Below are 26,676 nucleotides of genomic sequence, written 5' to 3'. Positions count from 1 at the left end.
TCACCTCCACGTCTTTTTGCGTTTCCAGCGTCGGTTTTCTCGCGCGCCTTCTTCCTGAACGCCCAGATAGAAGTTCTGAATGTCCTCGGATTGCAGCAAGGTTTCAGCCGCACCATCCATAACGATCCGTCCGATCTCCATTACATAGCCATGATGGGCGAGTTCCAGTGCCGCATTGGCGTTCTGCTCGACCAGCATCATTGTCATGCTCTGTTCGTCATTCAGGCGTTTGAGAATGCCAAAAATCTCTTGCACCAGCAGCGGCGATAGGCCCAGCGAGGGCTCATCCAGCAGCATGATACGCGGGTTAGCCATCAGGCCGCGCCCAATCGCCAGCATCTGCTGTTGCCCGCCGGACAGAGTGCCAGCCTCTTGATTGCGGCGGTCTTTCAGCACAGGAAAGTAGGAAAACACCAGATCGCGGTCATGATCGATCTGTCCTTTATCCGACAGGGTATAAGCCCCAAGGTTCAGGTTCTCGTCGACGGTCAAAAGTGGAAAGACCTCGCGTCCCTCGGGCACATGGACGATGCCATTTTGCACGACCTTGTGAGGTTCCGATCCCTGTATTTGCTGACCGTCAAATGTGATTGAACCTTTTTCGGGATCCATCACGCCTGAGATTGTTTTCATCAGCGTTGTCTTGCCCGCGCCATTTGCGCCCAGGATTGAAACGACCTGCCCTCGATGCACGTCCAATGACACGCCACGAATGGCCATGATCGGGCCATAAAAGCTTTCAACATTGCGAATGCTAAGGATCGGTTGGTTCATGAAGCTTTGCCCAAATAGGCCTCTACCACAGCAGGATGAGATTGAACTTCGGCTGGGGTTCCAAGGGCAAGCTTCGCTCCGTCGGCCATGGCAAGAACCCGGTCGGATACGCCCGAGACCAGACCCATATCATGCTCTACCATAAGCACGGTAATGCCCATCTGACGCCGGATGTCATCGATCCACCAACGCATATCTGTGGTCTCTTCCACCGATAAGCCCGAGGCGGGTTCGTCCAACAGCAGGAGTTTTGGATCGGTGGCCAACGCTCGAGCGACTTCGACCACCTTACGCACGCCATAGGGTAAGCCCGAGATCATCTTGTCACGAAAGGCCTGGAGGTCGAGGAAGTCGATGATCTCTTCAACCTTTTCTCGGTTCTCGATCTCCTGCCTGCGAGCTGAGGGCGAGAACAGAATTTCCGAGATCAGATTGGTTTTGCGGTGCCGGTGGCGCCCGACCAGAAGGTTCTGCAAAACGGTCGCATATTCGAACAGTTCAATGTTCTGGAATGTCCGCGCGACGCCATAGGCCGCGACACCCGAGGGCTTGATACGCAGCAGATCATGCCCGTCAAAGTGGATCGCCCCTGCATAAGGATCATAGAAGCGCGAAATCAGGTTGAAGACCGTTGATTTGCCGGCGCCGTTGGGACCGACGATGGCGAACACCTCACCTTCTTGCACGTTGAAGGACAGATCATCCACAGCAGTCAGACCGCCGAATTTCAGGGTAACGTTTTCAAACTCCAGCAAGCTCATCTCAGACGCTCCGTCTTGAGATAGGACTTTTGTCGTTTGAACATGTCCTTGCGGTAGAAGGGGAACAGTTCGAACCACGTCCGGATTTTTAGCCATCGACCATACAGACCCATCGGTTCGAACAGGATGAAGGCGATCAGGATCATGCCGAAGATGCCGAATTCGAGCCCCGGAATGGCGACCGTATTGCCGCCAAACAGGGCTGCCGCGTATTCCTTTGAAATCGACAGAAACTGCGGCAGGAAACCGATCACAACTGCGCCCAAAAACGCGCCATGGATCGAACCCAGACCTCCGATAACGATCATCATCAGCAATTGGATGGAAATTACGACGCTGAATGTCTCGTTATTGAACGCCCCAGAGAACATACCCATCAATGCGCCTGCTAGTCCGGTGACGGCGCAGGAGAGGGCGAAAGAGATTGTCTTGGTGCGCGCGATATCCACACCCATCGCCTGCGCTGAGATCTCAGAGTCTCGTACGGCGATGAAGCTGCGGCCCAAGGGCGCGCGCAATAGGTTGATATAGCCCAGTGTCACGATAACGGCGACGGCCAGCACCAGCCAGAAAAACGGGGCCGGGGTGGCCCAACGATCGACCAGATGTCCGAAGATTTCGACACCACCCAGATATTTACCCGCGACACCTCCGGTGACGGGTTCGGCCAGAACGATGATGTCGTCCATGAGCACAGACAGAGCCAGGGTGAAGATCGCAAGATAGATGCCATGCAGGCGCAGGGCAGGAATAGCGACGGTTGCTCCGACGATGCCGGTCAACAGGCCCGCCAACGGGAACGCCAGCAGAAAGGGCACCCCAGCCTCAATCAGGATGACATTGGCATAGCACCCAACGGCCAGAAAGGCGGCATGGCCAAGGCTGGCCTGCCCGGTATGGCCGGTTAGGATCATCAAGCCCAAACCCGCGATGGCCCAGATCAGGACATTAGTCAGTTCCCCAAGATAGAAATCATCCAGCCACCACGGCGCAGCGGCTACGACCGCCAACAGGATCAGATAGAGGCTAAGCTGATAGCCATCCTTCCAAGGGCGAATGTCCTGCATATAGTTTGTTTTGAAAACAATCCGCATGCGATCAGACCTTCTTGACCCGCACCTGGCTGAACAGCCCATGCGGTCGAAAGATCAGAACTGCCAGCAACAGCGCATAAGGCGCGATCTGACTGTACCCGGCTGCGATATAGCGGCTAGCGAAGGGCTCGATTACGCCGACGATTAACCCGCCGGCCAATGCGCCGGGCAAGCTGCCGAACCCGCCGATCACAGCTGCTGCAAATGCCTTGATCCCCAGAAGCCCAGTTGTGGGATCGACCGAGCCTTTGGCCGCGAACAAAATTCCGGCAATCCCGGCGACAACTCCGGCCAATGCCCAGATTAAGCCCTGAACCCGCTTGACCGGGATCCCCATGTAATATGCCGCCAACTGGTTTTGAGACGCACCTTGCATGGCAAGCCCCAGCTTGGTCTTGCTGAAGAACACATAAAGACCCCAGGTCAGTAGGACGGTGACAACAATAACGGCCACGTCCTCCATCCCCAGCACAAGACCACCGAACCGGATTTCCTTACCAGCCAATGGGTTCTGCAGCGTTTGCGGCTCGTGCCCCCAGATCAGACCAGCTGCAAACCTGATCACAAAGCCCAAGGCGATGGTTAGGATCACCACGGCAGTCTGACTTTCGCCAAAGACGCGGCGGATGATCAGCCGATCGATCAGATACCCAAGTGCGCCCATAATCCCCAGTGAAATCGGAAGCGCCAGCCAGAAGGGCAGCCCCATATATTCCGTATTCGTAAGGCCAATGGTGACAAACGCACCCAGCATCATGAAATCGCCCTGCGCAAAATTCACTGCCTCGGTGGCTTTGTAAATCAGTACAAAGCCAAGGGCGATCAGGCCGTAGACACAACCATTCGCCAGCCCGCTAATCAGCAGCTGTGCGTTATCCAATCTCACCCTCCCTAAGCCGGTTAAGTCCGTCGCTTTGTTCTACTATGGAGTGATTATCACCTTCCCGTCACTCTTTTTCAGAGCATCCGCCAGATTTGGCAGCACTTCCCGTAGCGAAAGCCGCGCGGAAACATCTGTGCGCCAGCGCCCATCTGAAAATCGCGCCTGCACTTCGCTGACAACTCGCATTTGATCAGCCGGGGGGGTGTCCATCATCCAGCGGGTCAGCCAGAAACCCTCGATCCGTTTGCTCATGAAGATCAACTGGCCCATCTGAGTCAACTTCGGCATTTCCGTACTGAGTTTCCCATAGCAAACCCACCGCGCGCCATTGGGCATCGCGCAGAACACCTGCTCTGACAGTTGGTCGGCAACCGCGTCGAGAAAAACACGAGGTTTCAGATCTGCACTGATCGTGGCAAACCGCGTCGGCGCATCCGTATCGCTGGTCACGACCACCTCTGCCGCACCCAGGCCTTTTAACATCTCGACCGTTTCGGCGCGCCGCACCAAAGCGATCGGTTTCAACCCAAGATCCCGTCCAAGGCTGCACATCAACTTACCAAGCTGGCTGGTGGCGGCAGAGACCACAAAAGCCTCGCCCTCAGCCCGTGCGATATCCACCATCGCCATTGCGGTTAGCGGGTTTACGATCTGCGCCGCCCCGTCTTCATCCGAGATTTCGGGGCGCAAGGGGATACACATCTGGGCCTGCGTCACAACATACTCGGCCCAGGCACCAGAGCCTGCTGCCACAAAGGCCACGCGCTGATCCAGCAGGGCGTCAGCGCCGGTACCGGTGGCAACAACATCTCCGCACCCCTCGAACCCTGCTGCGGCGCCTTTGACCCGCGGCTGACCATATTCCCCTTTGATAAAATGGATATCTGAAGGATTCACCGAGGCAGTGCGCACTTTGATCAACACTTGTCCCGCCTTTGGGACAGGTACAGGCAGTTCAGCCTCCGCTAACCAGTCCGAGGCATTCTCCAGCGTCGGTCCCGTGGCTGTGCCGGAATATCCGTCCTGCGTCTGAACAACGGCAAACATGGTGTCGGGCAGGGTGGTCATCGTTCGATCCTTCTTTGATGCGAGTTCAGCACGAGGCCTTCATCGTCACAATGTAACACACTGACAAAAGGTTTTATTTTTTCAAAACAATCTCAAGAAAGCAATCAAACACGGTGAGCTATGTCAATTGGGTAATGCCGTAAAGTGACGCAAATTAAGTCGCATCCCGACCGGGTGAACCAGCCCTCTTGGGGCTGGTTCTAGAATTGATCACTGCTGCGTCATCAGATTGCGCAGATCCTGTATCTTCGCGACAACCAGCTCAGGCGACGCTTTGATCTCGTCGAGGATCTTCATAACCTGTGTTTTGATGTCCTGAGACAAGGCGCTTTCCTGAACTGACGTGACGATTGCGTCATAGTCGAAATTCTGCGCGGTCAGCATGCCGTCCTGAACCCACGAGTTGAACAGTTCCTGTCCCTGACCGGCAAGCGCTGCGACCTGATCGCCAGCTGCTGAGGCTGCATCATTGGCCTGCTCGGTCAAAGATGTAGCAGCGTCGCTGGCCTGTTCCGATACCGAAGATGCAGCTTCCGAGGCCTGATCCGCAATCGAGGACGCAGCCTCGGATGCTTGTTCAGTCGCCGCCTCAACGGCATTAGCAGCGCCCTCTTGTATTGCCGAGGCTGCTTCACCAACCGCCTCTGAGGCATCTTCAGCCGCCGATTGCAACTGCTCGGCAGGGGTTGGTTCAGGTTTTGTGGCGAAATAGTAAGCGCCTCCGCCGATAACGGCGATGGCTACGATAAGTAAAAGACGCGACATTGGATGTCTCCTTCAAATGATGTGTCGCTCAGATGGGGTTAAGGTACGTTAAAGCAAAGGGGAAAACACGTGAGTTTGCAGCATATTGCGGGTTTGAGCCACACTGCGCTGATTGACACTGCAGGCAGTGGCAACATCATGCCATCCATTGCAGGAATCGCAACACAAGCAAAGAAACAGCCTTGAAGGATGAATTGATTTATGGCGGAGAGACAGGGATTCGAACCCTGGGTGGGCTTGCACTCACAACGATTTCCGAGACCGTGTTCTACATCAAAACAGAAGTCCTTGCATTAAGAGACAAGGGCTTTGTGGCGTCAAGATGGGCAGGTTCGGCACAGAAAGCGGGCAGGGGTGTCACAAGAAAGCATTAAAGTGATTTATGGTGAGTGACCTATGTCAGCGGTTGCCGAACGCCCATTGAAGATCCTTAGGGCGGAACCGGAATTTTTTGTTACCACTCCGCGTGACTTTCTAACACCAAATCTTTTTCGCTCGAAACAGTAGGCTAGGAAAGTAAAGCATTCCAGACGGCACACGTTTCTTGTGTCATTTCAATCAAATGTTCCGCGAAGAACCTCGCGATCAACTTAATGGTGAGTACGGTAACAGTATTCCGCTCCGAGGCTAATCCAGTCAACGAGGTGGTGCCTGCCCGTGCATCCAGACAAAGCTATTATGGCGACCGTTACGCGAGAGTATAGTGTCCAGTGAATCTGGGCCGCGTGCCAACGACCATACAGGTTATTGGGAAATCGATGCCATGACACAGGTCAAAGCTCTCGCAGGTGTTGCGCTCTTTACCGTTATTGGACCGACAACGGGCAGCAATCTGAACAAAGGCGATAGAAGCTCGGGAAAACGCTCCATGCTTGCTATCTACCTGTATTGACGTTGTTTTGGTGTGAGTACCCAAAAATAGTTTCTTCTTCACAATAGCTTGACGATCTGAAGCCACCTTTGAAACCGCCCCATGTGCCCACGGCGGCGGCATTCCAGATGAAATATCCCTTACGCAAAACCTGTTGTTTGTTGACCTTCCAGCGCGGGAACCGGGCATACAGCCCAAATGAGTCGTAGAGCAAGAATACACGCTTGGGATGGCAGGCATGAAACCGAACAGGGATAGAAAGGCTGTTACGCGACGCGGAGTGATTGCCGCGTTTGCTGCGACAACTCTTTTTCCAGCACCGGCCGTTTGGGCCCAATCGATGACAACCGAAGGGACGCGCCGCAATGTTTCTTCATTCCGCGTTGCTAAATGGCAGGATCACTTTGATACGCTTAAGAATGGTGTGATCCTGTCCGATACACAGTCCAAGGTCCTGCAATATTGGTCAGAAGACGAGAGCGTCTATCGGATGTATCCAACCAGCGTGCCGCTGACGGAAGACCTTACAAGGCTGGGCTACACCACAGTAACTCGCAAGGTTGAGGGGCCATCTTGGCGACCGACACCAGCAATGAAAAAGCGCAACCCCGCTTGGCCCGACTATGTGGGCCCGGGTCCGGAGAATCCTCTGGGGACACATGCACTTTATTTGAGCTGGCAATACTACCGGATCCACGGCACCAACGACACACGCAAGATCGGAAGAAGATCCTCCAATGGCTGCATCGGCTTGTACAATGAGCAGATCGCGGACTTGTTCGAACTGGCCACCGTGGGCACGCAGGTAAAACTGATCTGACCATGGTCAAGTCGGCTTCTCTGGACGGGCGCTTAAGCTCGGTAACTGACAACGACGTGAAATAGTAAAATGGATAAACTTACACTCATGATAGGCGGTGTGGCGATCGCAGGTGCCGTCGCAATCGTCTACAATCTAAATCAGCAACCAGCTGGCCATTCGATGACGACACCTGATACGTCGACGCTGGCGTCGGGAGACCCAATCCAAAACGTCAATCTACCGGACCATCTAAGCGATTTTGCATCAGTCGGCAAAGTGGCATTCGACGCAAAATGCTCGGCGTGCCATGGCGCGAATGCAACAGGTCTGGAAGGCCTTGCACCACCTTTGGTGCATAAAATCTATGAACCAGGCCACCATTCGGACGAGGCATTTTACGTGGCCGTCCAGAATGGTGTTCGAGCCCATCATTGGAAGTTCGGTAACATGCCGCCGGTCGATGGCTTGACCCGCGCGGATGTGAAAGGCATCGTAGCGTATATAAGAGAGTTGCAGCAGGAAAACGGGATTTTCTGAAGGTGACGAGTCGAGTGGGCACTGCAATTCGTTACTTCATCCTGTCAATTGCGCTGGCCATTGGCGGGTTACTTGTAACGGCCGATTCTGCACATGCACATGGCGGTGATTCACAGCATGTGATTGACCAATCCGACTCTGCGGACGTCGAACATGTCAAGCAGGGTCATCCCGGGCATTGTCATGGCGGAGCGATCTGCAACGCTGTTGGACTATTTTTGATGGGTCCAACACCGCCTGGTCCCCAAGGCACGGAACGAAGATACTCGATCTCGCGAGCTCAATACCGGGTTCTTAGTATTATCGCGTTTGACCCACCACCGCCGCGTGTCCTGATCTGACGAGTCGAATTGCGCCCAAGATGGGCGCGTCGAAGCAGACGAAAAGGACAAAGAAATGAACATTCTAAAAATGACTACAAGCGTGGCCCTGGTTTCACTATTTGCGGCGGCCGCCCTGGCGCATGGTGGCGCAACCGGCATCGTCAAAGAACGCATGGACGGCATGTCCGCGATGAAGGACAGCATGAAGGTCCTTACACCGATGATGCAGGGGAAAACGCCCTACAATGCGCAAACGGTACGAAGCGAAGCCAAGAAAATCGGAAGCCACGCCGGTGAGAGCATGACTAAGCTGTTTCCAGAGGGATCTGATGGCAAACCCTCGGAGGCCAAATCGCAAATCTGGCAGGATTGGGGTTCCTTTACAGAAATAGCCAGACAGTTGGAAATCTACTCAGAAGGCCTTGCGCTTTCGGCAGACAACGGGCTGATGGCGTCCGGATCGGGTCATGGTTCCGGCATGATGGGCGGCAAATCCATGATGGGAGGTGGTTCCATGATGGGAGGTGGTTCCATGATGGGCAGCGGGATGATGGCTGGCAGTCCAAACTTAGCACAGCTGTCTGGAATGCCGGCAGATGGTGTGTTCATGATGCTGAGCCAGACATGCTCGGCGTGTCACACGCGATTTCGGTCGGAATAGGAATGCATCATGAAGCCGACAATACGGTTGGGTCTTGCTGCCGCCGTTACGGCGTCAGCAGGGTTTGTTGCTGTGATGGCTTGGCCGATTGGCCAGCCCTTACAAGCTCTCGACATTCAAGGTGACGTTAACCGCGGGGCGTATCTGGCAAGGGCAAGCGGCTGTATCGCCTGCCACACAGACTTTGCCAAAGGAGGTGCGCCCTTGGCCGGTGGGGTGGAGTTGGATACCCCGTTCGGCTCGCTCTTTTCGCCGAACCTGACCACAGATCCCGATCACGGGATCGGTGATTGGACCATCGAGGAATTTGCCCGCGCAGTACGTCAGGGTGTGTCGCCCGACGGACAACCCTACTACCCGGCCTTTCCTTATCCGTTCTATGCCAACTTCACGGATCAGGACATCGCCGATCTTTGGGCCGCCTGGCAAACGGTTCCGCCAGTAGCGGAACCATCAAAAGAGCAGGAAATGGTGTTCCCCTTCAATCAGAGATGGGGCCTGAAGCTGTGGCGGGCGGCATTTTTGGAACCGCCGCGGACCGATCCCGTACCGGGCAATGATGATGTATGGAACCGGGGCCGGTTACTCGTTGAAGGTGCCACGCATTGTGCCGCCTGTCACACCGGGAGGAACCTGGCTGGCGCAAGAAATTCGGACACGGAACACTTCAAGGGAAGTGACTCTCTGCCGGGCGGTGACAAGGCACCGGCCATCGACTTTGAGACCCTGCAAATGCGTGGGTGGACAGTTGATGATCTGGCCTACGCGTTGCGCACCGGCGTCATGCCTGATGGCGATGTCTTCGGCGGCGCCATGGGAGAGGTCGTAAACTATGGCACCAGCTTTCTGACAGACGAAGACCTGAAGGCAATGGCGACCTATCTGCTGGATGTGCACGACGGGGGATAATCCAGTGCGAGATCAAGTATTCTTTGGAAGGAAGTCCTAATGAAGCTCAATCGCAGGCAATTCGTTGCAGGCACGTCGGCACTAATCGCAGTGCCGACTATTGGGAGGTCGGCTACCGCCCCCCGAATAATCGAGGCGCGTTCGGGATTGGCGCGTGTTGCCCCCAACAACTATCCGGAAACCGAGATATGGGGATATGATGGCGGTGTTCCAGGCCCTGAAATTCGTGCTCGGCAAGGCGAAACGGTTCGCCGGACACTCCTGAACTCGCTACCTCAGCCTACAGCAATCCATTGGCACGGATTGCGGGTTCCGAACAATATGGACGGGGTGCCGGGCCTTACGCAGGAGGCTGTACCAACCGGCGGCAAATTTCAGTATGACTTGCCTCTGAAGGACGCGGGGACCTTCTGGTATCACTCTCACAACCAGTCAACGGAACAAGTGGCCAGGGGCCTTTACGGCGCGTTCATCGTCGACGAAACGGACCCGCCGGACACGGACCATGACATCACGATCCTTCTGGATGATTGGCGGTTGGGTAAGGACGCTCAAATAGTAGATGATTTTGGTGCAATGCATGATTGGACCCATGCAGGTCGGATGGGAAACTACGTTCACGCGCGCATATCGCCAATGACCGAAGTTTTGACGAACCAGCGATTGCGAATTCGAATGGTCAACGTGGCAACTGATCGGATCATGTATGTGTCTGTAGGTGGCGCAAACGGGAAACTGGTCGCTTATGATGGCATGCCTGCAAGGCAGCCAGAAGATTTCGAAACACTTGTTTTCGGACCTGCACAGCGAGCAGACTTGATCGTCGACGTCACAGCGGAATCGAACGAAGCCGTTCAAATAACTCTTCACGAACGCGATGAATCATTTGTTATCGCTGAGATCCCGGTTTCGGGAAGCGGTACATCTGCCAGCCGCGGTGAGATCGAAGCTCTGCCACCCAACCCTGTTTCTTTTCTTGAAGATGTTTCTGACGCCTTAAAGGTTCCATTGGTGATGGAAGGCGGGGCGATGGGCGGACTGCGTCAAGGTACTTACACGGCCAAGTCATGAGCGCTAATGAGTTGGTTCAGGAAGGACAGATCTGGACATTCAACGGAGTCGCAGGGTTACCCGAAGACCCGCTCGCTTCTGTTTCGCGTGGCGACATAGTCCTTATTCAGATGCAGAACGACACTGTCTTTGCGCACGCCATGCACTTGCACGGGACGCACTTTCAGGAAGTTCTGTCGAACGGGAGCCTGGGACCGTTGCGAGACACGATACTGGTTCACCGAATGGAAACGCGGGAGATTGCGTTCGTTGCGAATAACCCGGGGGACTGGCTGTTTCATTGCCATATGCTGTCGCATCAGGCCGCTGGAATGAAGACCTGGCTGAGCGTGGCGTGATGAACAAGAGCGCGGCGAAATGGGTGTCACTAGCTGCTGTGGTGATCATTGTCGCGGTCGCTGGCTGGGGCCTGAGCGGGCGCGCACAAAACGGTGCATCAGCGGATTCGGCACGTGGTGCAGTTTTGTACGCCGAAAACTGCGCGTCATGCCACGGGGCAGATTTGGAGGGTCAACCAGATTGGCAGACACCTGATCCAGATGGCGTCTTGCGAGCTCCCCCGCATGACCGAACAGGGCACACCTGGCATCACGGCGACAAGCTGTTATTCGATTATACAAAGCTTGGCGGGTACCAAACACTAAAACAGATGGGCGTCGCTAATGTCAAAAGCGGTATGCCAGGTTTCGAGGACACTCTGTCGGATCAGGAAATCTGGGACATCCTTGCCTTCATCAAGGAGAGTTGGCCGGATCGGGAACGCAAGCTGCAAGAGCAGCGCACCGAGGCAGAACAAACGGAAGGAAACTGACGTGAAACGATTTTTTGCAGGCTTAATTGCCATCACTATGTCGATTGGTGCTGCTATGGCGAGTGCTGACGAATTGTCTGACTCCGATGTAAAACGGCTGGCTCTGGAAGCCATTATGGAAAACCCCGAAATCATCATGCAGGCGATTCAATTGCTTCAACAGCGCGAAGATCAGGCAAAAGCCGAAGCCATTGGAAACGTCTTGGAAAATCAGCGTGAATTGCTGGAACAGGATCCGAATGCGCCTGTCATCGGAAACCCGGAAGGTGATGTAACCGTAGTCGAGTTTTTTGACTATAACTGCCCATATTGCAAACGCGCGGCCCCGGTCGTGAAAAACTTAATCGCAGGCGATTCCGAAGTCCGAGTTGTTTACCGAGAATGGCCCATACTCGGAGAAGGTTCCGACTTCGCGGCACGCGCCGCGCTTGCCTCACGTAATCAGGGAAAATATGAAGAATTTCATTGGGCGCTTATGGCTCTGAACGGTCGTGCCACTGAGGCCAGTGTCCTGAAAGTTGTTCGGGAACTTGGCCTGGACGAGGATCAATTGCGCGCAGACATGGAGGCGCCGGAAGTCGATGCGCATATTCAGGTGTCCATGGAATTGGCCCGGCAGCTTGGCTTCAGTGGCACCCCTTCTTTTGTGATTGGAGATGCGCTTGCCCCGGGTCTGATCGCCGAAGATGAAATGACCCGGCTAATCGAGGCAGTCAGAGACGCAAGATAGAACTAAGGGACGACAGCATGTGCGCTCCTAAACTAATGTTGCGAACGTGGCTTCGTATCCCTCGGACTCTGAGCTGCAAGGAAATGATCAAGTTGATTAGTGCTTAAGTCACGTACCCTGCGGTTTTTCATGTCAAAGTCCAACTGTGCGGAGGAACTTACTGTGTCAATGGCTTTGTCTATAGCTGACTTGCGGTGCCCGCAGCTCTATCCGGGATACTTAGCGTCGTCATGAATGATGAGAAAGAAAGTCAGCCTCATCCCTTGACCTTCCACTTGCTGGAACCCTTATGTTGCCCGTCAGCAGAACATACGTGGTGACAATATGACTGAAAATTCACATGCGCGGTTCCAGGTTCAGGGTATGAGCTGTGCTTCCTGCGTTGGGCGCGTCGAGCGCGCATTGAAAGATGTGCCAGGGGTAGATGCCGCTTCGGTTAATCTCGCCAGTGAAAGCGTTCAGGTCGATTTCCGCGATCCAGCCGATAAAGCGGCCATTGCTGATGCGTTAAACCGCGCCGGATATCCGGCGCGGACCGCAGAGGTCACGCTGGATATTCAGAACATGTCCTGCGCATCCTGTGTAGGGCGCGTTGAACGAGCCCTGGAAGCCGATGGCGGCGTCTTGTCCGCGTCGGTCAATCTGGCCACTGAAAGTGCAACTGTGCGTTATGCTGAGGGAGTCACAACACCCGAAGCCATAGCGGCGCATGCGGCGTCTGCTGGCTATCCGGCGAGCCTGCGATCCGCAACGCAGACCGAACCACACGACCGCAAAGCGGCAGAGATCAGCCATTTGGCGCGGCGAACAAGCTTCGCCGCCTTGCTCGCATTGCCGGTATTCATTCTCGAAATGGGCTCGCATGTTATTCCGGGCATGCACCACCTGATAGCGAGCACCATCGGCATCCAGAACAGCTATTACCTGCAATTCCTTCTGACCACGATCGTTCTTTTTGGGCCAGGCTTGCAGTTCTACACCAAGGGATTCCCTTCCTTGTTCAGAGGCGCGCCGGACATGAATTCTCTGGTGGCTCTGGGCACTTCGGCGGCCTATGGGTTCTCGCTTATCTCGACCTTTGCGCCGGGTGTTCTTCCGGTCGGAACCGCAAATGTCTACTACGAGGCCGCAGCGGTGATCGTGGTTCTCATATTGCTCGGGCGATTCCTCGAGGCGCGCGCCAAGGGTCGAACTGGTGAAGCGATCCGAAAACTGGTCGGTCTGCAGGCAAAAACAGCGCGAGTTGAGCGCGACGGATCGGTTGTCGAGCTACCGATTGAGCAGATTGTTGTAGGTGATATTGTGCACGTTCGACCGGGCGAAAAAATCGCGGTGGATGGTGGCGTAATGACCGGCGCGTCATATGTCGATGAAAGCATGATCACCGGAGAGCCGGTTCCCGTCGAAAAAACCGAGGGCGCAACTGTGGTTGGGGGGACCGTAAATGGCGCGGGTGCATTGACGTACCGTGCTGAAAAGATCGGCGCAGACACTATGTTGGCCCAGATCATTCAGATGGTCGAACAAGCACAGGGTGCCAAGCTTCCGATTCAAGGCCTGGTCGACCGCATCACGCTGTGGTTTGTGCCGGTAGTGATCGCAGTGGCCGTTGTTACAGTGCTGGTATGGATGTTGTTCGGACCCGATCCCGCGCTTAGCCTGGCGTTGGTGGCCGGGGTTGCGGTACTGATCATTGCTTGCCCCTGCGCCATGGGGTTGGCGACACCTACTTCCATCATGGTCGGCACTGGCCGCGCTGCCGAGATGGGCGTCCTGTTCCGAAAGGGCGATGCCTTGCAAATGCTGCAGGAAACCACCGTTGTTGCGGTGGACAAGACGGGCACCCTGACCGAAGGGCGTCCGGAGCTGACCGACCTGATTGTGGCCGAAGGAATGACCGAAGACGAGGTTCTGCACCTTGTTGCTGCCGTTGAGGTCACTTCAGAACATCCAATCGCCACAGCCATCGTGCGCGCGGCAGAAACCCGTGGTCTGGAGCTTTCCAAGCCAGAAGACTTCACGTCGATCACCGGTTACGGGGTAAGCGCCTCAGTTGAAGGCCATAAAATCCTGATCGGGGCCGACCGCTTGATGAGTCGCGAAGGGGTAGAAATGGGCGCGTTGTCTGATCGGGGCGCTGAACTCGCAATCAACGGAAAGACTCCACTTTATGCTGCCGTAGACGGGGCTCTCGCGGCCGTAATCGCTGTGGCGGACCCAATCAAAACCACCACGCCGGACGCAATCGAAGCTCTGCACGGGCTGGGCCTGAAAGTAGCGATGATCACCGGTGACAATGCCGCTACTGCCAAATCCATTGCGGCGCAGCTTGGCATCGATCATGTCGTGGCTGAAGTTCTGCCCGAGGGTAAAGTATCCGCGTTACAGGATTTGCGTTCAAATGGCGGAAAACTGGCCTTTGTGGGTGATGGCATCAATGATGCGCCTGCTTTGGCGGCAGCTGAGGTAGGAATTGCGATCGGGACAGGCACTGACATTGCCATCGAAGCGGCTGACGTCGTTCTGATGTCAGGCGACCTGACGGGCGTGGTCAATGCCTTCGATATTAGTCAGCGCACCATGCGTAACATCCGCCAAAACCTGTTCTGGGCGTTCGGCTACAACACACTGCTCATACCGGTTGCGGCAGGGGTGCTTTATCCGTTTGGCGGCCCGCTGCTATCGCCGGTTTTGGCCGCAGGTGCCATGGCTCTCTCCAGTGTATTTGTCCTGACCAATGCGCTGCGGTTGCGCTGGGTAAAGCCGATCAAAGTTGGGCGAGAACAGATCTCGCAGAACACCGAGCAGACGCTGCGTTCAGCGCCTGCTGGATAGAATAGGAGAACCGCTGTGAATATCGGAGATGTAGCAGAACGTTCCGGTCTGCCTGCCAAAACCATCCGCTATTACGAGGATATCGGGTTCATCAAACCCAAGCGGAGCCTCAATGGGTATCGCCATTTCGACGAAAAGGAACTGCACAAGCTGGCCTTCATCGGGCGGGCCCGCTCATTGGGCTTTACTATTGAGGATTGTCGTTCGCTACTGGCGCTTTACGAGGACAAAGAACGCGCAAGCGCGGACGTGAAAGAAATTGCAAAACAGAATCTGAAAGAGATCGAAGATAAGATTTCCGATCTGAAGGCGATGCATGAAACACTGTCTCATCTGATCGAAGAATGCGCCGGCGACCACCGCCCAGACTGTCCAATTCTAAAAAACTTGGGCCAAGCGTAGTTGACCTTGTTGTTTGATCTGCCTCTAAGTTTGGCAATCTTTTTCTTCAGACGTGGCAATCCGCTCTTCTCTAGTGCGTGCCGCGCTATCAATTGTAGTTTTGTTGGCTTCGGGTCAGCACTAGGGACGGCTTCGGCACAAAAAGCGGGTGGGGGGGGTGTCATAGGAAAGCGTCATAGTGATTAAAGTCGAGTAACCTTTGCCGGCAGTTATCGAAGGCGAATTTAGGTCCCTTAGGGCGGAAAGCACTCCTTACCTCAAGTCCGCACAGCGCAAACTAGACGATAGCAAATTCGGTTATCGTAGTGACCGGCAAACTGCATCAAGAGGTCATTGTCCTAACAGCTTGTTAGTAAGACTTTGGTTTGAAATGTCTGCGTCGTGTATCGGCTTGAAGCTCCATCCTAATGCTCGCATTTGATTTCAAAAAAACAGCGTCATCCAGTAAGAACAGTGGCTAAGCGTTCAACCAACACTCGTTGAACGATTGCAAATCTTGGTGTGTTCGCAATTTCGTCCAGTGCCGCAACCCAGAGCGGAACCTGAATTTCTGGAGTGATGTCGTGAGACTTTCGAAGTCTGGAATCCGCGTCGCCAAAAAAAGTAGGCAAAAACGTTTTGCCGACTCCTGCGGCTGCCATCTGCTGAAGCACCAAAAAACTGTCTGCCCCGTTGGTCATTTGGTCAGCACTGACATTCGCTTTTAACCATTTGGCAGGAAGTGAACGGCTTAACGCGCCATCTAGCCTCAACCATTTGCGATTGGGGGAGCCGTCGTCAAAGACTCCGAAAGACAGTGTTCCGGCACGCTGCCCGACCAGACCCTCCCCGAGCTTTATCGATGGGCGCACGGCGATGTCTGCGCTTAACCGGGACAAATCATGGTGACTATTCCCGCTTAGCAAAGTCAGCTTCAGGCCGGGGTAAAGCCGTGCGATCTCATTTAGTATTGAAGGTAGAACAATCTGGCAAAGACTGTCTGTAGATGTAATTCGCACATGGCCCGTAGGGGACTGATTTGCACCGACAATCGCGCGTTCGACCGATAGCACCGCATCTTCGACGCTTTCCATAGCCGACAGAACGGTTCTGGCCTCGGGCAGGGCAGAGTATCCCGAAGGGCTTTTCTGGAAAATCACACAGCTATTGCGCTCTTCGAATGCGGCCACCCTTCGCAACACGGTCGCATGCGTGACGCCCAGTGCCGCTGCCGCTGCATTGAGTGAGCCGTATTTGCTTACGGCGAGCGCGTACCGAATATCATCCCAGTTTGCGTTGTTCATAAATTAACAAGTGACGACCAATAACAAACAATTACAAGAAAAATCGTTCAAGTTAATATTCGGAGCATTAAACAGGGAGACACATCATGAAGAAGAAGTTCTCAGTATTCGCGGCAGGTCTTTTATCATTGGCCGCCATTGGCACAGCCATCGCCCATGAAAGTGAAAATCCGGCTGTGAAAGCTCGCACCTCAATCATGCAACTCTATGCCTTCAATCTTGGTACACTTGGCGGAATGGCTAAGGGAGAGGTCGATTATGATGCCGAGGCCGCAACTCGGGCCGCGAATAATCTTGTTGTGCTGACACAAATCGATCAATCCGCGATGTGGCCCCAGGGATCTGACAATGTGTCCGATCCGACCACCCGTGCATTGCCTGCGATCTGGGAGAGCTTCCCTGACGTGGGTGCAAAAGGGCAGGCCATGGCAGACGCCGCTGTTGCGATGCAGGCTGCGGCAGGTCAAGATGTTGATGCCCTAAAAGCAGCGATGGGCGATCTGGGCGGAAGCTGTTCGGCATGTCACAAAGCATACAGAGCTCCAAAGAACTGATTGGGCACTGACGGTGCGGCGCTTTCTTTTCTTTGTCGCAATCGTCATTGTGTTGGTCGGGTTGGCCGGTTTGGTGCTGACCCGACCTCAACGAATGGAGCAATCACGACTCGACGGTTTGAACCCAGATCTTGCCCGAGGTGAAATCGTGTTCCACGCGGGGGGATGCGCATCCTGTCATTCATCGCCGGATGCGGTCGGTGAAGACAAGCTCGTGCTCGCTGGTGGTCGCCGGTTTGAGACGGAATTCGGTACGTTCATTGCCCCCAACATTTCCAGTGACCCGGAAACTGGTATCGGATCCTGGTCTGCCCTGGATCTGGCCAGTGCCTTGATCCATGGAACCGGACCCGAAGGGCAGCACTATTTCCCAGCGTTTCCCTATACCTCTTACGCCAACATGTCGGCCGAAGACGTGGTTTCGCTACACGCATTCCTCGGCACGCTGCCAGCGGCCGCAACGGAAAGTGTTGCGCATGACGTAGGTTTTCCTTTCAGCGTTCGGCGCGGATTGGGGGGATGGAAGCTCTTGTTCATGTCATCAGGCTGGGTGGTTGAAGGTGATCTGACCGACCAACAAAAACATGGCAGGTATTTGGTCGAGGCGCTGGGTCATTGCGCTGAATGCCATACCCCGCGAAATGGTTTAGGGGGCCTGAAACGAGACCTTTGGCTGACGGGTGCACCAAATCCAAACGGGAAAGGTCGTATCCCCGGCTTAACCTCAGACCAGCTTGATTGGTCAGAGGCAGACATTGCCGAATACCTAAAATCTGGCTTTACACCAGACTATGACAGTGCGGGTGGTGAGATGGTGGAGGTCATCGAGAACACCTCACGGCTGACGGATGAGGACCGTTTGGCGATTGCCGCCTACCTCAAGGCTGTTCCTGTTTCGTCGACCGGGCTTTCATCCGAATAACAGTCGTTTGGCGCCACGCAGCGGCGACCAGATGCTGTCGCCAATAGGATGCCGTAAGACCTATTCCCTTTTCGCCAAACACCTGTTTTACGTTTTGAACATCGGAGCTCACCAATCACCCGAGTTTCTGTTCATGATTGACTGAGGGTCGCGGCCAAATGACACAAAAAATCGCTCTTTGGTCTATCCCGATATCCATTGCGGTACTGGCCCTGAAACTGTTGGCTTGGTGGCTGACAGGTTCGTTGGCTTTGTTGTCAGACGCAATGGAATCAACCGTGAATGTTGTCGCGGCTTTGTTGGCGTATTTCGCAGTTCGGGTTGCCAATAAGCCTCCTGACCAAAACCACCCCTTTGGTCATAAAAAAGCGGAGTATCTTTCAGCCGTGGTTGAGGGCGCGCTGATTGTGTTGGCGGCGTTCTTGATCATCAAAGAAGCTGTACTGGTGCTCCCGAACCCGCATCTTGAGGATGCGCCGCTGCTTGGAATTGCCGTCAATATCGTTGCAACGGGTGTGAACGGTGCATGGGCCTACCTCTTGCTTAGGACAGGTAGGCGCGAGGGATCGCCCGCCTTGCAAGCGAGCTCCCGCCACATTTTTACGGATGTTATGACTTCTGTTGGTGTCGTCGCAGGACTGATACTAGCGCTTGTCACCGGCTGGTTGATCCTTGACCCGATCCTGGCAATTCTTGTTGCGCTGAACATCTTGTGGGAGGGTTGGAAAGTTATTCGGGCATCCGTCGATGGCCTGATGGATGTAAGCCTGTCGGAACATGACTTGCAGACTGTTTCTAATGCAATCGAAGCAAACCTCGGTGCAGCCTTAGAGTATCATGACCTCAAAGGGCGCAGATCCGCGAATGTTATCTTTGTAGAGTTTCACCTTGTTGTGGACGGCACAATGCCAGTCAGCGCAGCGCACGATATATGTAACGACATAGAGGAAGAACTAGAGTGTCTGTACCCGGGTTCCGTCTTTGTCATTCACCTCGAACCTGATGACGAGTTGAAAGGCGACGGGGTTAATCCCCACTGAACTGCTCATTTGGTTCTGCAAAGAATCTATTGGTTTGACTGATCTGGTTAAGACGTTCGGCTTGAAATATGTCAGACCTAAGCCCGATGTGGGAAAGTCGGGCCGGTAGTAGCCTGTCTCCAATGCCATGAAGCGTGACGATCAAAATTGGAGGCGAAAATGAAAATTCAAAGAAAGCTGGGTCAACTTCTAAGTACCGCGGCGTTGGCTTCGTTGATTGCCGCGACGCCTTATGTGCCAACCTTTGATGACGATGGCCGCCTACATTTTGAACCGTCATATGCCTTTGCCAAAAGCGGCAAAGGGAAAGACGGGGATGATCGTGACGATGACCGGGATGATGATCGTGACGATGACAGGGATGATGATCGCGACGACGATCGGGATGATAACTCGGGGTCGGGTAATCGCGGCCGTGGTGGCGACCGAGATGATGATCGTGATGACGATACAGACGATGATCGAGACGACGACAGAGATGATGACCGGGATGACAATTCGGGATCAGGAAAAAGTGGTCGCGACGACGATGACGATAATGACGACGATGACTCCAAACGCTCCAATAAGGGCAGCGGAAAGAAGGATCGGTCTCAATCAGGGGGTAAATCGTCGGGTTCGGCTGGGATAACAAAGGTCGAAACAAACGCCAACGGCATTGAAGTGCGTTACGCCGACGGAACCAAGGAAGAGATCGAAAACGGGCGGTATGAGAGAAAGAATGCTCAGAACCGAACTGTTGAGGAACGCCCCGCGACAGGCGCTGACGTTTCAAGGCTTCGGTCCTTGGCGAATGGTATCTCAATCGACAATGTACGCTCATCTGGGCAAGGCGGCACTGCTGGAAGTCGACCCACGAAAATCGAACGCCAAGGCAACAATATCGAAGTAAATTATGCCAATGGTTGGAAAGAGGAGATCGAGTTTGGGCGTTACGAGTTGAAAGACCCTTACAACCGGACTGTTGTTGCAAGAAACGCAACGGCCTCTGATCGCCGGAGGTTACAGTCGGTCGCCAACTGAGCTGCAATTCCAGTCGATAATCCGTTGGCGGCTTCTCTTAGTGAGAGGTCGCCATCGTCGTCAAAGAGACCGCAGCTATTCTTCCTTGTTCCAAACATCATGTGCAATGAGCGCGGCCTCTACCCGATTTCGCGCATGAAGCTTGGACAGAACTGCGGTCATGTAGTGCTTCACGGTCTTTTCCTGGAGGTCTAACTCGTCAGCGATTTCACGATTACTCAGTCCTTTGGCCACACGTCTCAGTATTTCTTCCTCACGATGTGTAAGGTCATCTAGAATGCTGCTGTTAACAGACATGCCGGTGTCAGCGTTGATTTGAAGAAGTACCCGCGAGGCCAAGCCAGGAGAAACGAACCCTTCACCTGCGGCGATGCTGCGTAAAGAAGCGGTTAGTTCGCTCGCGGTTACTCCCTTCACAATGTACCCAATCGCACCCGCCTCCAAGGCGTCCGCGACATCGCCGCTGTTCTCTGAGACCGTCAAGATTGCAATGACGGGTGGATTTGCCATTGCCGCGATTTTACGTGTCGCGCTTATCCCGCCACCGGGCATCGAGAGGTCAAGAATAGCTATGTCCGGCTGATGCGTGCCGACCAGCGATACTGCCTCTTCAGCACTGGACCCAGCGGCTAAAACTTCGAAGCCATCAGCTTCATCCAACGTGCGCTGCAAACCATCCCTGAATATCGGGTGATCATCGGCTATTACGACAGATGTAGTCATGATGTGCCTAACTTTCTGGGAAATAGTGTCATAGCTATGGTGGCGCCTTCGCCCGGTCTCGATGCGACGTCGAACCTGCCACCAATACTCTCGACCCGATCTCGCAAGCCCATAAGCCCTTGGCCACCATCATCTCGCAACGCGGTTTCTTCTGACCTGTCAAATCCTGGTCCGTCGTCTGTGACCTTTATAACTATGCGGTCGTTCTGCGCCTCAGCGATAACAGTGCACTTGGAAGCTGGAGCATATCTCGCCGCATTGGAAAGCGTTTCCTGGAGGAACCGAAAAACGCACAGTTTGTCGGACAATGACAACTCCGGAGCCTGGCTACCCAGGAATGAAATATCCGGTCGCAACGGGCTGTGTTCGGCGTGATCCTCTACGGCTCTCTTCACAACATCGACGAGTGACAGGCTATCGATATCTGGCGCGGACAGCCCTCGCGAAATTGCACGAATTTCAGCCAGCGATTTTTGCAAAGACTGCTGAATTTCCACTGCCTCTTTAGGCCTTTCCGACTCTTTGGAAAACGCCGCCTCCAGTCTAAGGGCGGCGAGCGACAGGTATTGCGCAGGGCCATCATGTAGCTCAGCTCCAAGATTCTTGAGGAACCGATCTGTTTGCGTGGTATATCTTTCTGACGCCTCGACCACACGCGACCGCAGCAGCGCATTCTGCTCAGCCATCTTCTCACTTTCTTTCAACCGCTGTTTAAGAAGAGACCCCTGTCGTCGAATTGTTTTGTCGCCAATTGCGACGATGGAATACAAAACAATTGTACTTGCCAGAAATGCGGAGCCGACGACCAACCAACTTGTTCGCCTAGCCTTGGCTAAGTCTAACTCAAGCTGGTCAGCTCTTTCGTAGAACTCCGCAACTGCGATGATTTCGCCGGACCAGAGTTCGCGGATGGGGCTGTAAACTTCAAGCAGTGGTATCCCCAATGCCGCCTCGGCGGCGCTCTCGGCATGATCAAGCTCTTCGAAAGAGCCGGAGATATCTCCGCTCCACGCTCGCCTTAAATCATCCGTTGGCTTGAAACGGTTTCCTATGATGTCTGTATCCGAGGCATGCGCAATCACACCGCCTTGCTTCCAGAATTTGTAGGAAACGATACGGTCAAGCATTGGCTGGGTCATGAAAATCTCATCCAGCGCCAGGCTCGCCTGCTCAGAAAGGCGGTCGCCATGTGCCAATTCCTGGCTGAGCGGGGAAACTACGCTTTCCATATACAGCGCTGCGGAGTTGGCGGAGTTTTGCACGACTGCGTTCTGAATTCGATTAGACACCCAGACCCCAACGATTGCGGTAGCAGTACCCATCACGAAGATACTTGCCGCAAGAAAGACTCGCGACAACGACCAATTGCCAATCGTCAGGTCAGTTACTTTCGCTCTCATCGTGAAATCGACTATGAACTACAATCTGTTACCGCACCACAGACCTTGGTCTGAGGTGATCTGGCTAAATCTCAGACCCTGAGTTTCCGCCCTGTGTCCAGAGTCAGATATCATCCATCGTTCGCAGACTTTGCAGCATCGGGCAGTGAACGTTACCACTATCACAATTGGCGGTAAGCTCACTCAAGGCACGCTCCAGACGTCTGAGCTCATCAATCTTGCTTCGAACGCTGGCAATATGCGCCTCGGCCAATTCTTTCACTGACCAGCAGTCTTCGGCACTTCCTTCTGACAGCTCTAAAAGCGCCTTTGCGTCTGGGAGAGGAAATCCCAGGTCGCGGCACCTCTTCAAAAATCGAAGTCTTCCCACATCGCTTGCTGAAAAGAGGCGACGATTGTTCAGAGCTCGCACAGGTCTTGGTACGATACCTTCGCGTTCGTAGTAGCGGATGGTTTCTATGCCAACCCCGGATTGCCGGGAAGCCTCACCTATCGCAATCATGTGAAGTGCCTCCACTTGATCCTGTAGTTACTACAGGAGTTATACGCTCTGAATACCGGTGCTTCAACACAATCAAATCGAGCATCTCGGGAGCAAAAGATGAAGAAATACGTGAACCTCAGCTACTTGGGATCGGTTTCAGCTCTGGGCGTCGCAACATGCTGTGTTCTTCCAATGGCCATGATGTTGTTAGGCTTGGGCGGCAGTTGGTTGGCAGTATTCGGAAAAATAGCGGCGGCAAGCTACTGTGTTCTCGCCGTCTCAACAGCGCTGGCCGCGGTTTCGTGGTTCTTAGCGCATCTAAACGGGGCGTTGGCAAATCTGAAATGGTGGCTTGTCGGAAGCACGGCGACTACCGCGTTGGCATGGGTCATCGTGTTCAATGAGGCTCAAATCAACGACTATCTAATCATGCAGATGTGAGACAATGACAAATCAAACTGTGGTGCTCGATAGCACTTTGACCTGCCCAAAGTGTGGGCACATTGAAACCGAAAGAATGCCAACTGACTCGTGCCAGTGGTTTTATGAATGCAAATCATGCAAGGCAGTCTTGAAACCGTTAGAAGGCGATTGCTGTGTCTTTTGTTCCTACGCAACTGTACCGTGTCCGCCAATTCAGTTGGGGGATAGCTGTTGTGGATAGGTCTTACTACGGGTCGGATTGATTGACTGCGGACAATACCGAAGGAGTAAAAGATCTAATACTTTTGGCCCGATCCAGCCGTTGGGCAATGGTTCTTGAACGACTGCTCGGCCGAAAATAACAAATTGGAAAGAGGGCGCCGGGCACAGTAGCTTTTTTGGGGCAAGGCAAATGAAAAACTACTTCAATCTATTTGAAAACGGACCCATCCGATGCTCAACGACAAGTGCACTCGGTCGTGAGTAGGGCATCGAGACTGTATTCAGGAATGTTGCTGGTAGCAAAATAGTGGCGGAGAGACAGGGATTCGAACCCTGGGTGGGCTTGCACCCACAACGGTTTTCGAGACCGCCCCGTTCGACCACTCCGGCACCTCTCCGCGGGGGTCTGTGAGGGGGGGATTTAGTGGTGAACGGGCAGGGGTGCAAGCAGAAAGTTCCGGATTTTGACGATAGTGGGATTTTCCATTGCCAGAGGTAAGAAAACACCTAGGCTGATATGTATGACTTACTTTATACGCCAGTTCGCAATCAGCCTCATCCTTCCAATTTTCTCACTTGGTGTCATGGCCTCGCCATCTCAGGCCGCCAGTCAGGATCAGATTGAGGCGTTTCTGACCACGACAGGGTTTGACGTTGCCTTGGAAAGCATAGCGCAGGCCTCTGCTTCGGCCCCGCAGATGCTGGGTATCGACCCTGACGGCTTCGGATCGGATTGGGCGCGTCTGACCGAAGAGGTGTTTGATACCGCTTTGATGCACGAAACGGCCGTCTCGATCCTTGAACAGACGCTTAGCGAAGAGGCGCTGGTGCACGCGGTCTCGTTTTACGCCTCGGAGTTGGGGCAAAGACTGGTCGTTGCTGAAAACGCCGCTCATATGGATGACGATGATGATGCCAAACAACTGGCCGGGCAAGAAATCGTCTCGAAGTTGATAAAAGAAGGCTCATCTCGTGTTGAAAGCCTGAAGCGCATGAACCGTGCGGTGGACGCCAGCGGAACCTCGCTGCGCGCGCTGCAAGAGATTCAGGTGCGGTTTTTACTGGCCGCAAGTGCGTCTGGCATTATCGACATGCAACTGAGCGGAGATGAACTGCGTACGATGATCCAACGCAATGAAGGTGAGTTGCGTCGATCTCTCCAACTGTCAGCTTTGGCAGGGGCGGCTTACACCTACCAGGATTTCTCGGATGAGGATGTCGACGCCTATGTTGAAGCTCTGGAACAGCCTCTGATGCAGGAGGTCTATGAGCTGTTGAATGCGATCCAATATGAAATCATGGCGATGCGGTTTGAAGTATTGGCCGCCCGCATGGCCGAATTGCGCCCGGCGCAGGATATCTGATGCGAGTTTTAGCTACGGCACTCTATTTGACGATCTGGGCGCTGCCTCTGACCGCAAGCGAACGTGCTGAAAGACTGATGCAGGCGATGCATATTTTGGATTTTATGAGAATTCTTAGTGAAGAAGGTGTGGCGCAAGGGCATGCAATCAACGAGTCGATGCTGGGCAGCTCAGGAGGAGCCTATTTTTTGGCGCAAGTTGAGGATTTGTACGATCCGAGCACGATGCACCAACAACTTTCGCTGTCGGTTGGCGAGATGATGTCCGATGTGCAGCTAGAACAAGCTTCGATCTTTTTTGAAAGCGAACTGGGGCAAAGCATCGTTTCTCTGGAAAACTCGGCGCGCCGGGCCATTGCAGATGACGCGATCGAAGAGATGGCACGCAGCGCTTACGAACAGGCTGATCGCGAGGGCATGTTTTTTCGTCTTGTAGATGAATATGTGCAGGTCAACGACCTGATCGAGTAAAATGTGCAAGGCACCATCAGCGCCGATTATAGTTTTTACCAAGGACTTGCCTCCGGGCAAAGTGCCCTGTTCGACGATGCATCCGTGTTGCAGGAACTGCTATCTCAGCATGAGAACACCAGGGCGGAGACTACTGAATGGATGTACTCGTTCCTTTTATTGGCCTATCAGCCGTTGAATGAGTCTCAGATGCGAGAGAACATCGCCTTTTCCCGCACCGATGCGGGTCGGGCCTTGAATTCCGCCTTGTTCATGGGTTTTGATGAGATGCTAAACGGCATCTCTTACCAGCTTGGGCAATCCGTTGCGCAAGCCATGAAAGCGTCGGATCTCTGAGCCGCAGATTTTCGGATCTCAAAGCTGCGGATTTTTGGTTGACTTTCTTCATGAATGCTTCGATAAGCGCGCATCCCGGCCGGCTTTCCGCGCCGGGTATCGTTATTCTTTGACCTGATGGCATGTGCCAAAGGTCATTCACACAGCCCGAAAAGGGCGCGCTGTTCGAGGTGGCGAAAGCCGGAAACTCCCAATCGGGGACCACAGAACGCGGTTATACAAAGGAAAGACGCATGTTTGCGGTCCTCAAGACTGGCGGCAAGCAGTACAAGGTTCAGGCGGGCGATGTGCTCCGTGTTGAAAAGCTGGCTGCCGACGCAGGTGAAAAAGTTCAATTCAACGATGTTCTGATGCTGGGCGGCGACGCACCGGTTGTTGGTGCACCTTTCGTTGAAGGCGCAGGCGTACAGGCCGAAGTGATCGAACAGATCAAAGGTGACAAGGTCATCAAGTTCGTCAAGCGCCGTCGTAAGCACAGCTCGAAGCGTACCGTTGGTCACCGTCAGAAACTGACTCTGGTCAAAATCACCGACATCCTGTCGTCGGGCGCTGACAAGTCGGGCATCAAAGCTGCAACCGGTTCGGCACCGGCTGGCGAAGCTGCTCCGGTGGCAAAAAAGCCTGCCAAGAAAGCTGAAGCCAAAGCAGAGGCACCCGCCGCAGCTGCTGCCGCTGACGATCTGACTGCTCTTAATGGTGTCGGCCCTGCCGCTGCCAAAAAGCTGGTTGAAGCCGGTATCGACAGCTTTGCCGCTCTGGCCGCCTTGTCGGACGAGCAGATTGCTGCTATCGACACCATCAAAGTGAAACCCGAATGGGTTGAGCAAGCCAAAGAGCTGGCTCAGGGCTAAGGAGAGAGAGAATGGCACATAAGAAAGCTGGCGGTTCCTCCCGTAACGGTCGCGACTCAGCTGGTCGCCGCCTTGGCGTGAAACTGTATGGTGGCCAGGCCGCCATCGCAGGCAACATCATCGTGCGTCAGCGCGGCACCAAGTTCTGGCCGGGCGATGGCGTAGGCATGGGCAAAGACCATACCATCTTTGCAACTGTCGATGGCGCCGTGAAGTTCCATAAGGGACTTAAAAACCGCACCTTTATTTCGGTCCTGCCAGTGGCGGAGGCCGCAGAGTAAGCC

Annotated in this window: 31 protein-coding genes, 1 tRNA gene and 1 pseudogene; 21 read left to right on the top strand and 12 right to left on the bottom strand. The window is 54.2% G+C overall.

The features are described 5' to 3' along the window. From ACR0AH_RS03555 to ACR0AH_RS03530, 6 genes are all read right to left on the bottom strand, one after another. Positions 1–774 carry an ABC transporter ATP-binding protein gene (locus ACR0AH_RS03555; protein ID WP_480590395.1) on the bottom strand — a complete coding sequence of 258 codons (774 nt, stop codon included), beginning with the start codon at positions 772–774 and terminating at the stop codon, positions 1–3. After that, positions 771–1,535 carry an ABC transporter ATP-binding protein gene (locus ACR0AH_RS03550; protein ID WP_480590393.1) on the bottom strand — a complete coding sequence of 255 codons (765 nt, stop codon included), beginning with the start codon at positions 1,533–1,535 and terminating at the stop codon, positions 771–773. Before ACR0AH_RS03550 ends, ACR0AH_RS03555 begins: the two co-directional genes overlap by 4 nt. Continuing rightward, positions 1,532–2,629, bottom strand: a complete 1,098-nt coding sequence (locus tag ACR0AH_RS03545) for a branched-chain amino acid ABC transporter permease (protein ID WP_170509987.1) — start codon at positions 2,627–2,629, stop codon at positions 1,532–1,534. The genes ACR0AH_RS03550 and ACR0AH_RS03545 overlap by 4 nt, the downstream gene beginning before the upstream one ends. A 4-nt stretch (positions 2,630–2,633) precedes the next feature. Then, positions 2,634–3,509, bottom strand: coding sequence for a branched-chain amino acid ABC transporter permease (locus ACR0AH_RS03540; protein WP_170393104.1), 876 nt, complete (start codon positions 3,507–3,509; stop codon positions 2,634–2,636). A gap of 42 nt (positions 3,510–3,551) precedes the next feature. Continuing rightward, positions 3,552–4,580: a zinc-binding dehydrogenase gene (locus ACR0AH_RS03535; protein WP_480590391.1), complete on the bottom strand. Its 1,029-nt coding sequence runs from the start codon at positions 4,578–4,580 to the stop codon at positions 3,552–3,554. Positions 4,581–4,790: 210 nt separating this feature from the next. Continuing rightward, on the bottom strand, positions 4,791–5,345 hold the full coding sequence (locus tag ACR0AH_RS03530; RefSeq protein WP_170421572.1) for a hypothetical protein: 555 nt from the start codon (positions 5,343–5,345) through the stop codon (positions 4,791–4,793). 1,100 nt (positions 5,346–6,445) lie between these two features. Here ACR0AH_RS03530 and ACR0AH_RS03525 point away from each other — a divergent pair. From ACR0AH_RS03525 to cueR, 10 genes are all read left to right on the top strand, one after another. Further along, complete coding sequence (locus ACR0AH_RS03525) at positions 6,446–7,036, top strand: L,D-transpeptidase (RefSeq protein WP_170625179.1); 591 nt, start codon at positions 6,446–6,448, stop codon at positions 7,034–7,036. Positions 7,037–7,105: 69 nt separating this feature from the next. Beyond that, entirely contained in the window at positions 7,106–7,555 is a 450-nt protein-coding gene (locus ACR0AH_RS03520) for a c-type cytochrome (protein ID WP_170610614.1), read from the top strand. Between the two features lie 396 nt (positions 7,556–7,951). Continuing rightward, positions 7,952–8,539 (top strand): c-type cytochrome, encoded by a 588-nt coding sequence (locus ACR0AH_RS03515; protein ID WP_480590388.1) that lies wholly within the window; start codon positions 7,952–7,954, stop codon positions 8,537–8,539. Positions 8,540–8,548: 9 nt separating this feature from the next. Continuing rightward, entirely contained in the window at positions 8,549–9,448 is a 900-nt protein-coding gene (locus ACR0AH_RS03510) for a c-type cytochrome (protein ID WP_480590385.1), read from the top strand. Positions 9,449–9,487: 39 nt separating this feature from the next. Next, the gene (locus ACR0AH_RS03505; protein WP_480590383.1) at positions 9,488–10,519 is read left to right on the top strand and encodes a multicopper oxidase family protein; all 1,032 of its coding nucleotides are present in this window, start codon (positions 9,488–9,490) and stop codon (positions 10,517–10,519) included. Then, positions 10,516–10,857 (top strand): multicopper oxidase domain-containing protein, encoded by a 342-nt coding sequence (locus ACR0AH_RS03500; protein WP_480590380.1) that lies wholly within the window; start codon positions 10,516–10,518, stop codon positions 10,855–10,857. The genes ACR0AH_RS03505 and ACR0AH_RS03500 overlap by 4 nt, the downstream gene beginning before the upstream one ends. Next, a complete protein-coding gene (locus ACR0AH_RS03495; protein ID WP_480590378.1) occupies positions 10,857–11,330 on the top strand; it encodes a c-type cytochrome in 474 nt (157 codons plus the stop codon). The genes ACR0AH_RS03500 and ACR0AH_RS03495 overlap by 1 nt, the downstream gene beginning before the upstream one ends. A 1-nt stretch (position 11,331) precedes the next feature. Beyond that, a complete protein-coding gene (locus tag ACR0AH_RS03490; protein WP_480590376.1) occupies positions 11,332–12,060 on the top strand; it encodes a DsbA family protein in 729 nt (242 codons plus the stop codon). A 324-nt stretch (positions 12,061–12,384) separates the two neighbouring features. Then, a complete protein-coding gene (locus ACR0AH_RS03485) occupies positions 12,385–14,895 on the top strand; it encodes a heavy metal translocating P-type ATPase (RefSeq protein WP_480590374.1) in 2,511 nt (836 codons plus the stop codon). Between the two features lie 15 nt (positions 14,896–14,910). After that, a complete protein-coding gene (cueR, locus tag ACR0AH_RS03480) occupies positions 14,911–15,297 on the top strand; it encodes a Cu(I)-responsive transcriptional regulator (protein WP_170564201.1) in 387 nt (128 codons plus the stop codon). Positions 15,298–15,734: 437 nt separating this feature from the next. Here the strand turns inward: cueR and ACR0AH_RS03475 are convergent, their stop codons facing one another. Next, positions 15,735–16,370 (bottom strand): LysR substrate-binding domain-containing protein, encoded by a 636-nt coding sequence (locus ACR0AH_RS03475; protein ID WP_480590859.1) that lies wholly within the window; start codon positions 16,368–16,370, stop codon positions 15,735–15,737. Between the two features lie 42 nt (positions 16,371–16,412). Further along, positions 16,413–16,580: pseudogene (locus ACR0AH_RS03470) on the bottom strand (helix-turn-helix domain-containing protein); the annotation flags it as partial. Between the two features lie 86 nt (positions 16,581–16,666). On the opposite strand from ACR0AH_RS03470, the gene ACR0AH_RS03465 reads away from it, so the two are divergent. The 4 genes from ACR0AH_RS03465 (at position 16,667) to ACR0AH_RS03450 (ending at position 20,119) form a co-directional block, all read left to right on the top strand. After that, positions 16,667–17,134 carry a cytochrome c gene (locus tag ACR0AH_RS03465; RefSeq protein WP_170646040.1) on the top strand — a complete coding sequence of 156 codons (468 nt, stop codon included), beginning with the start codon at positions 16,667–16,669 and terminating at the stop codon, positions 17,132–17,134. A 13-nt stretch (positions 17,135–17,147) separates the two neighbouring features. Continuing rightward, positions 17,148–18,056: a c-type cytochrome gene (locus tag ACR0AH_RS03460; protein WP_480590372.1), complete on the top strand. Its 909-nt coding sequence runs from the start codon at positions 17,148–17,150 to the stop codon at positions 18,054–18,056. Between the two features lie 158 nt (positions 18,057–18,214). Beyond that, a complete protein-coding gene (locus ACR0AH_RS03455; RefSeq protein WP_480590369.1) occupies positions 18,215–19,096 on the top strand; it encodes a cation diffusion facilitator family transporter in 882 nt (293 codons plus the stop codon). A 159-nt stretch (positions 19,097–19,255) separates the two neighbouring features. Next, positions 19,256–20,119, top strand: a complete 864-nt coding sequence (locus tag ACR0AH_RS03450) for a hypothetical protein (RefSeq protein WP_480590367.1) — start codon at positions 19,256–19,258, stop codon at positions 20,117–20,119. Between the two features lie 75 nt (positions 20,120–20,194). Here ACR0AH_RS03450 and ACR0AH_RS03445 read toward each other — a convergent pair whose 3' ends face one another. The 3 genes from ACR0AH_RS03445 to ACR0AH_RS03435 all read right to left on the bottom strand — a co-directional run bounded on the left by ACR0AH_RS03445 (position 20,195) and on the right by ACR0AH_RS03435 (position 22,744). Beyond that, on the bottom strand, positions 20,195–20,842 hold the full coding sequence (locus tag ACR0AH_RS03445) for a response regulator transcription factor (RefSeq protein ID WP_170732199.1): 648 nt from the start codon (positions 20,840–20,842) through the stop codon (positions 20,195–20,197). Further along, a complete protein-coding gene (locus tag ACR0AH_RS03440; protein ID WP_480590364.1) occupies positions 20,839–22,242 on the bottom strand; it encodes a sensor histidine kinase in 1,404 nt (467 codons plus the stop codon). Before ACR0AH_RS03440 ends, ACR0AH_RS03445 begins: the two co-directional genes overlap by 4 nt. A 103-nt stretch (positions 22,243–22,345) precedes the next feature. Next, entirely contained in the window at positions 22,346–22,744 is a 399-nt protein-coding gene (locus tag ACR0AH_RS03435) for a MerR family transcriptional regulator (RefSeq protein WP_170392759.1), read from the bottom strand. Positions 22,745–22,843: 99 nt separating this feature from the next. Here ACR0AH_RS03435 and ACR0AH_RS03430 point away from each other — a divergent pair, with 99 nt between their 5' ends. Continuing rightward, positions 22,844–23,167 carry a hypothetical protein gene (locus ACR0AH_RS03430; RefSeq protein WP_170776185.1) on the top strand — a complete coding sequence of 108 codons (324 nt, stop codon included), beginning with the start codon at positions 22,844–22,846 and terminating at the stop codon, positions 23,165–23,167. Positions 23,168–23,171: 4 nt separating this feature from the next. Further along, a complete protein-coding gene (locus tag ACR0AH_RS03425) occupies positions 23,172–23,390 on the top strand; it encodes a GDCCVxC domain-containing (seleno)protein (protein WP_480438545.1) in 219 nt (72 codons plus the stop codon). Between the two features lie 289 nt (positions 23,391–23,679). On the opposite strand, the gene ACR0AH_RS03420 is transcribed toward ACR0AH_RS03425, so the two are convergent. After that, a tRNA-Ser gene (locus ACR0AH_RS03420) sits at positions 23,680–23,769 on the bottom strand. Between the two features lie 123 nt (positions 23,770–23,892). Here ACR0AH_RS03420 and ACR0AH_RS03415 point away from each other — a divergent pair. The 5 genes from ACR0AH_RS03415 (at position 23,893) to rpmA (ending at position 26,673) form a co-directional block, all read left to right on the top strand. Further along, a complete protein-coding gene (locus tag ACR0AH_RS03415) occupies positions 23,893–24,735 on the top strand; it encodes a DUF2059 domain-containing protein (protein ID WP_480590361.1) in 843 nt (280 codons plus the stop codon). A 26-nt stretch (positions 24,736–24,761) separates the two neighbouring features. Next, complete coding sequence (locus tag ACR0AH_RS03410; RefSeq protein ID WP_480590358.1) at positions 24,762–25,205, top strand: DUF2059 domain-containing protein; 444 nt, start codon at positions 24,762–24,764, stop codon at positions 25,203–25,205. A gap of 3 nt (positions 25,206–25,208) precedes the next feature. Further along, positions 25,209–25,541 carry a hypothetical protein gene (locus tag ACR0AH_RS03405; RefSeq protein ID WP_480590356.1) on the top strand — a complete coding sequence of 111 codons (333 nt, stop codon included), beginning with the start codon at positions 25,209–25,211 and terminating at the stop codon, positions 25,539–25,541. 233 nt (positions 25,542–25,774) lie between these two features. Further along, on the top strand, positions 25,775–26,392 hold the full coding sequence (locus ACR0AH_RS03400; protein WP_480590354.1) for a 50S ribosomal protein L21: 618 nt from the start codon (positions 25,775–25,777) through the stop codon (positions 26,390–26,392). Positions 26,393–26,403: 11 nt separating this feature from the next. Beyond that, the gene (rpmA, locus tag ACR0AH_RS03395; RefSeq protein ID WP_480590351.1) at positions 26,404–26,673 is read left to right on the top strand and encodes a 50S ribosomal protein L27; all 270 of its coding nucleotides are present in this window, start codon (positions 26,404–26,406) and stop codon (positions 26,671–26,673) included. Positions 26,674–26,676: the final 3 nt, after the last annotated feature.

This window comes from Ruegeria sp. AM5, from assembly GCF_056540645.1.
This window is presented reverse-complemented; position numbering and strand designations above follow the sequence as displayed.

Bases quoted from the DNA above. Each gene is read 5' to 3' on its own strand.
- ACR0AH_RS03550 (WP_480590393.1), bottom strand. From the start codon at position 1,535: ATGAGCTTGCTGGAGTTTGAAAACGTTACCCTGAAATTCGGCGGTCTG.
- ACR0AH_RS03425 (WP_480438545.1), top strand. From the start codon at position 23,172: ATGACAAATCAAACTGTGGTGCTCGATAGCACTTTGACCTGCCCAAAG.
- ACR0AH_RS03485 (WP_480590374.1), top strand. From the start codon at position 12,385: ATGACTGAAAATTCACATGCGCGGTTCCAGGTTCAGGGTATGAGCTGT.
- ACR0AH_RS03495 (WP_480590378.1), top strand. From the start codon at position 10,857: ATGAACAAGAGCGCGGCGAAATGGGTGTCACTAGCTGCTGTGGTGATC.
- ACR0AH_RS03545 (WP_170509987.1), bottom strand. From the start codon at position 2,629: ATGCGGATTGTTTTCAAAACAAACTATATGCAGGACATTCGCCCTTGG.
- ACR0AH_RS03465 (WP_170646040.1), top strand. From the start codon at position 16,667: ATGAAGAAGAAGTTCTCAGTATTCGCGGCAGGTCTTTTATCATTGGCC.
- ACR0AH_RS03555 (WP_480590395.1), bottom strand. From the start codon at position 774: ATGAACCAACCGATCCTTAGCATTCGCAATGTTGAAAGCTTTTATGGC.
- ACR0AH_RS03445 (WP_170732199.1), bottom strand. From the start codon at position 20,842: ATGACTACATCTGTCGTAATAGCCGATGATCACCCGATATTCAGGGAT.
- ACR0AH_RS03415 (WP_480590361.1), top strand. From the start codon at position 23,893: ATGACTTACTTTATACGCCAGTTCGCAATCAGCCTCATCCTTCCAATT.
- ACR0AH_RS03400 (WP_480590354.1), top strand. From the start codon at position 25,775: ATGTTTGCGGTCCTCAAGACTGGCGGCAAGCAGTACAAGGTTCAGGCG.
- ACR0AH_RS03525 (WP_170625179.1), top strand. From the start codon at position 6,446: ATGGCAGGCATGAAACCGAACAGGGATAGAAAGGCTGTTACGCGACGC.
- ACR0AH_RS03450 (WP_480590367.1), top strand. From the start codon at position 19,256: ATGAAAATTCAAAGAAAGCTGGGTCAACTTCTAAGTACCGCGGCGTTG.
- ACR0AH_RS03510 (WP_480590385.1), top strand. From the start codon at position 8,549: ATGAAGCCGACAATACGGTTGGGTCTTGCTGCCGCCGTTACGGCGTCA.
- ACR0AH_RS03505 (WP_480590383.1), top strand. From the start codon at position 9,488: ATGAAGCTCAATCGCAGGCAATTCGTTGCAGGCACGTCGGCACTAATC.
- ACR0AH_RS03440 (WP_480590364.1), bottom strand. From the start codon at position 22,242: ATGAGAGCGAAAGTAACTGACCTGACGATTGGCAATTGGTCGTTGTCG.
- ACR0AH_RS03455 (WP_480590369.1), top strand. From the start codon at position 18,215: ATGACACAAAAAATCGCTCTTTGGTCTATCCCGATATCCATTGCGGTA.
- rpmA (WP_480590351.1), top strand. From the start codon at position 26,404: ATGGCACATAAGAAAGCTGGCGGTTCCTCCCGTAACGGTCGCGACTCA.
- ACR0AH_RS03500 (WP_480590380.1), top strand. From the start codon at position 10,516: ATGAGCGCTAATGAGTTGGTTCAGGAAGGACAGATCTGGACATTCAAC.
- ACR0AH_RS03530 (WP_170421572.1), bottom strand. From the start codon at position 5,345: ATGTCGCGTCTTTTACTTATCGTAGCCATCGCCGTTATCGGCGGAGGC.
- ACR0AH_RS03475 (WP_480590859.1), bottom strand. From the start codon at position 16,370: ATGGAAAGCGTCGAAGATGCGGTGCTATCGGTCGAACGCGCGATTGTC.
- ACR0AH_RS03515 (WP_480590388.1), top strand. From the start codon at position 7,952: ATGAACATTCTAAAAATGACTACAAGCGTGGCCCTGGTTTCACTATTT.
- ACR0AH_RS03520 (WP_170610614.1), top strand. From the start codon at position 7,106: ATGGATAAACTTACACTCATGATAGGCGGTGTGGCGATCGCAGGTGCC.
- ACR0AH_RS03435 (WP_170392759.1), bottom strand. From the start codon at position 22,744: ATGATTGCGATAGGTGAGGCTTCCCGGCAATCCGGGGTTGGCATAGAA.
- ACR0AH_RS03535 (WP_480590391.1), bottom strand. From the start codon at position 4,580: ATGACCACCCTGCCCGACACCATGTTTGCCGTTGTTCAGACGCAGGAC.
- ACR0AH_RS03430 (WP_170776185.1), top strand. From the start codon at position 22,844: ATGAAGAAATACGTGAACCTCAGCTACTTGGGATCGGTTTCAGCTCTG.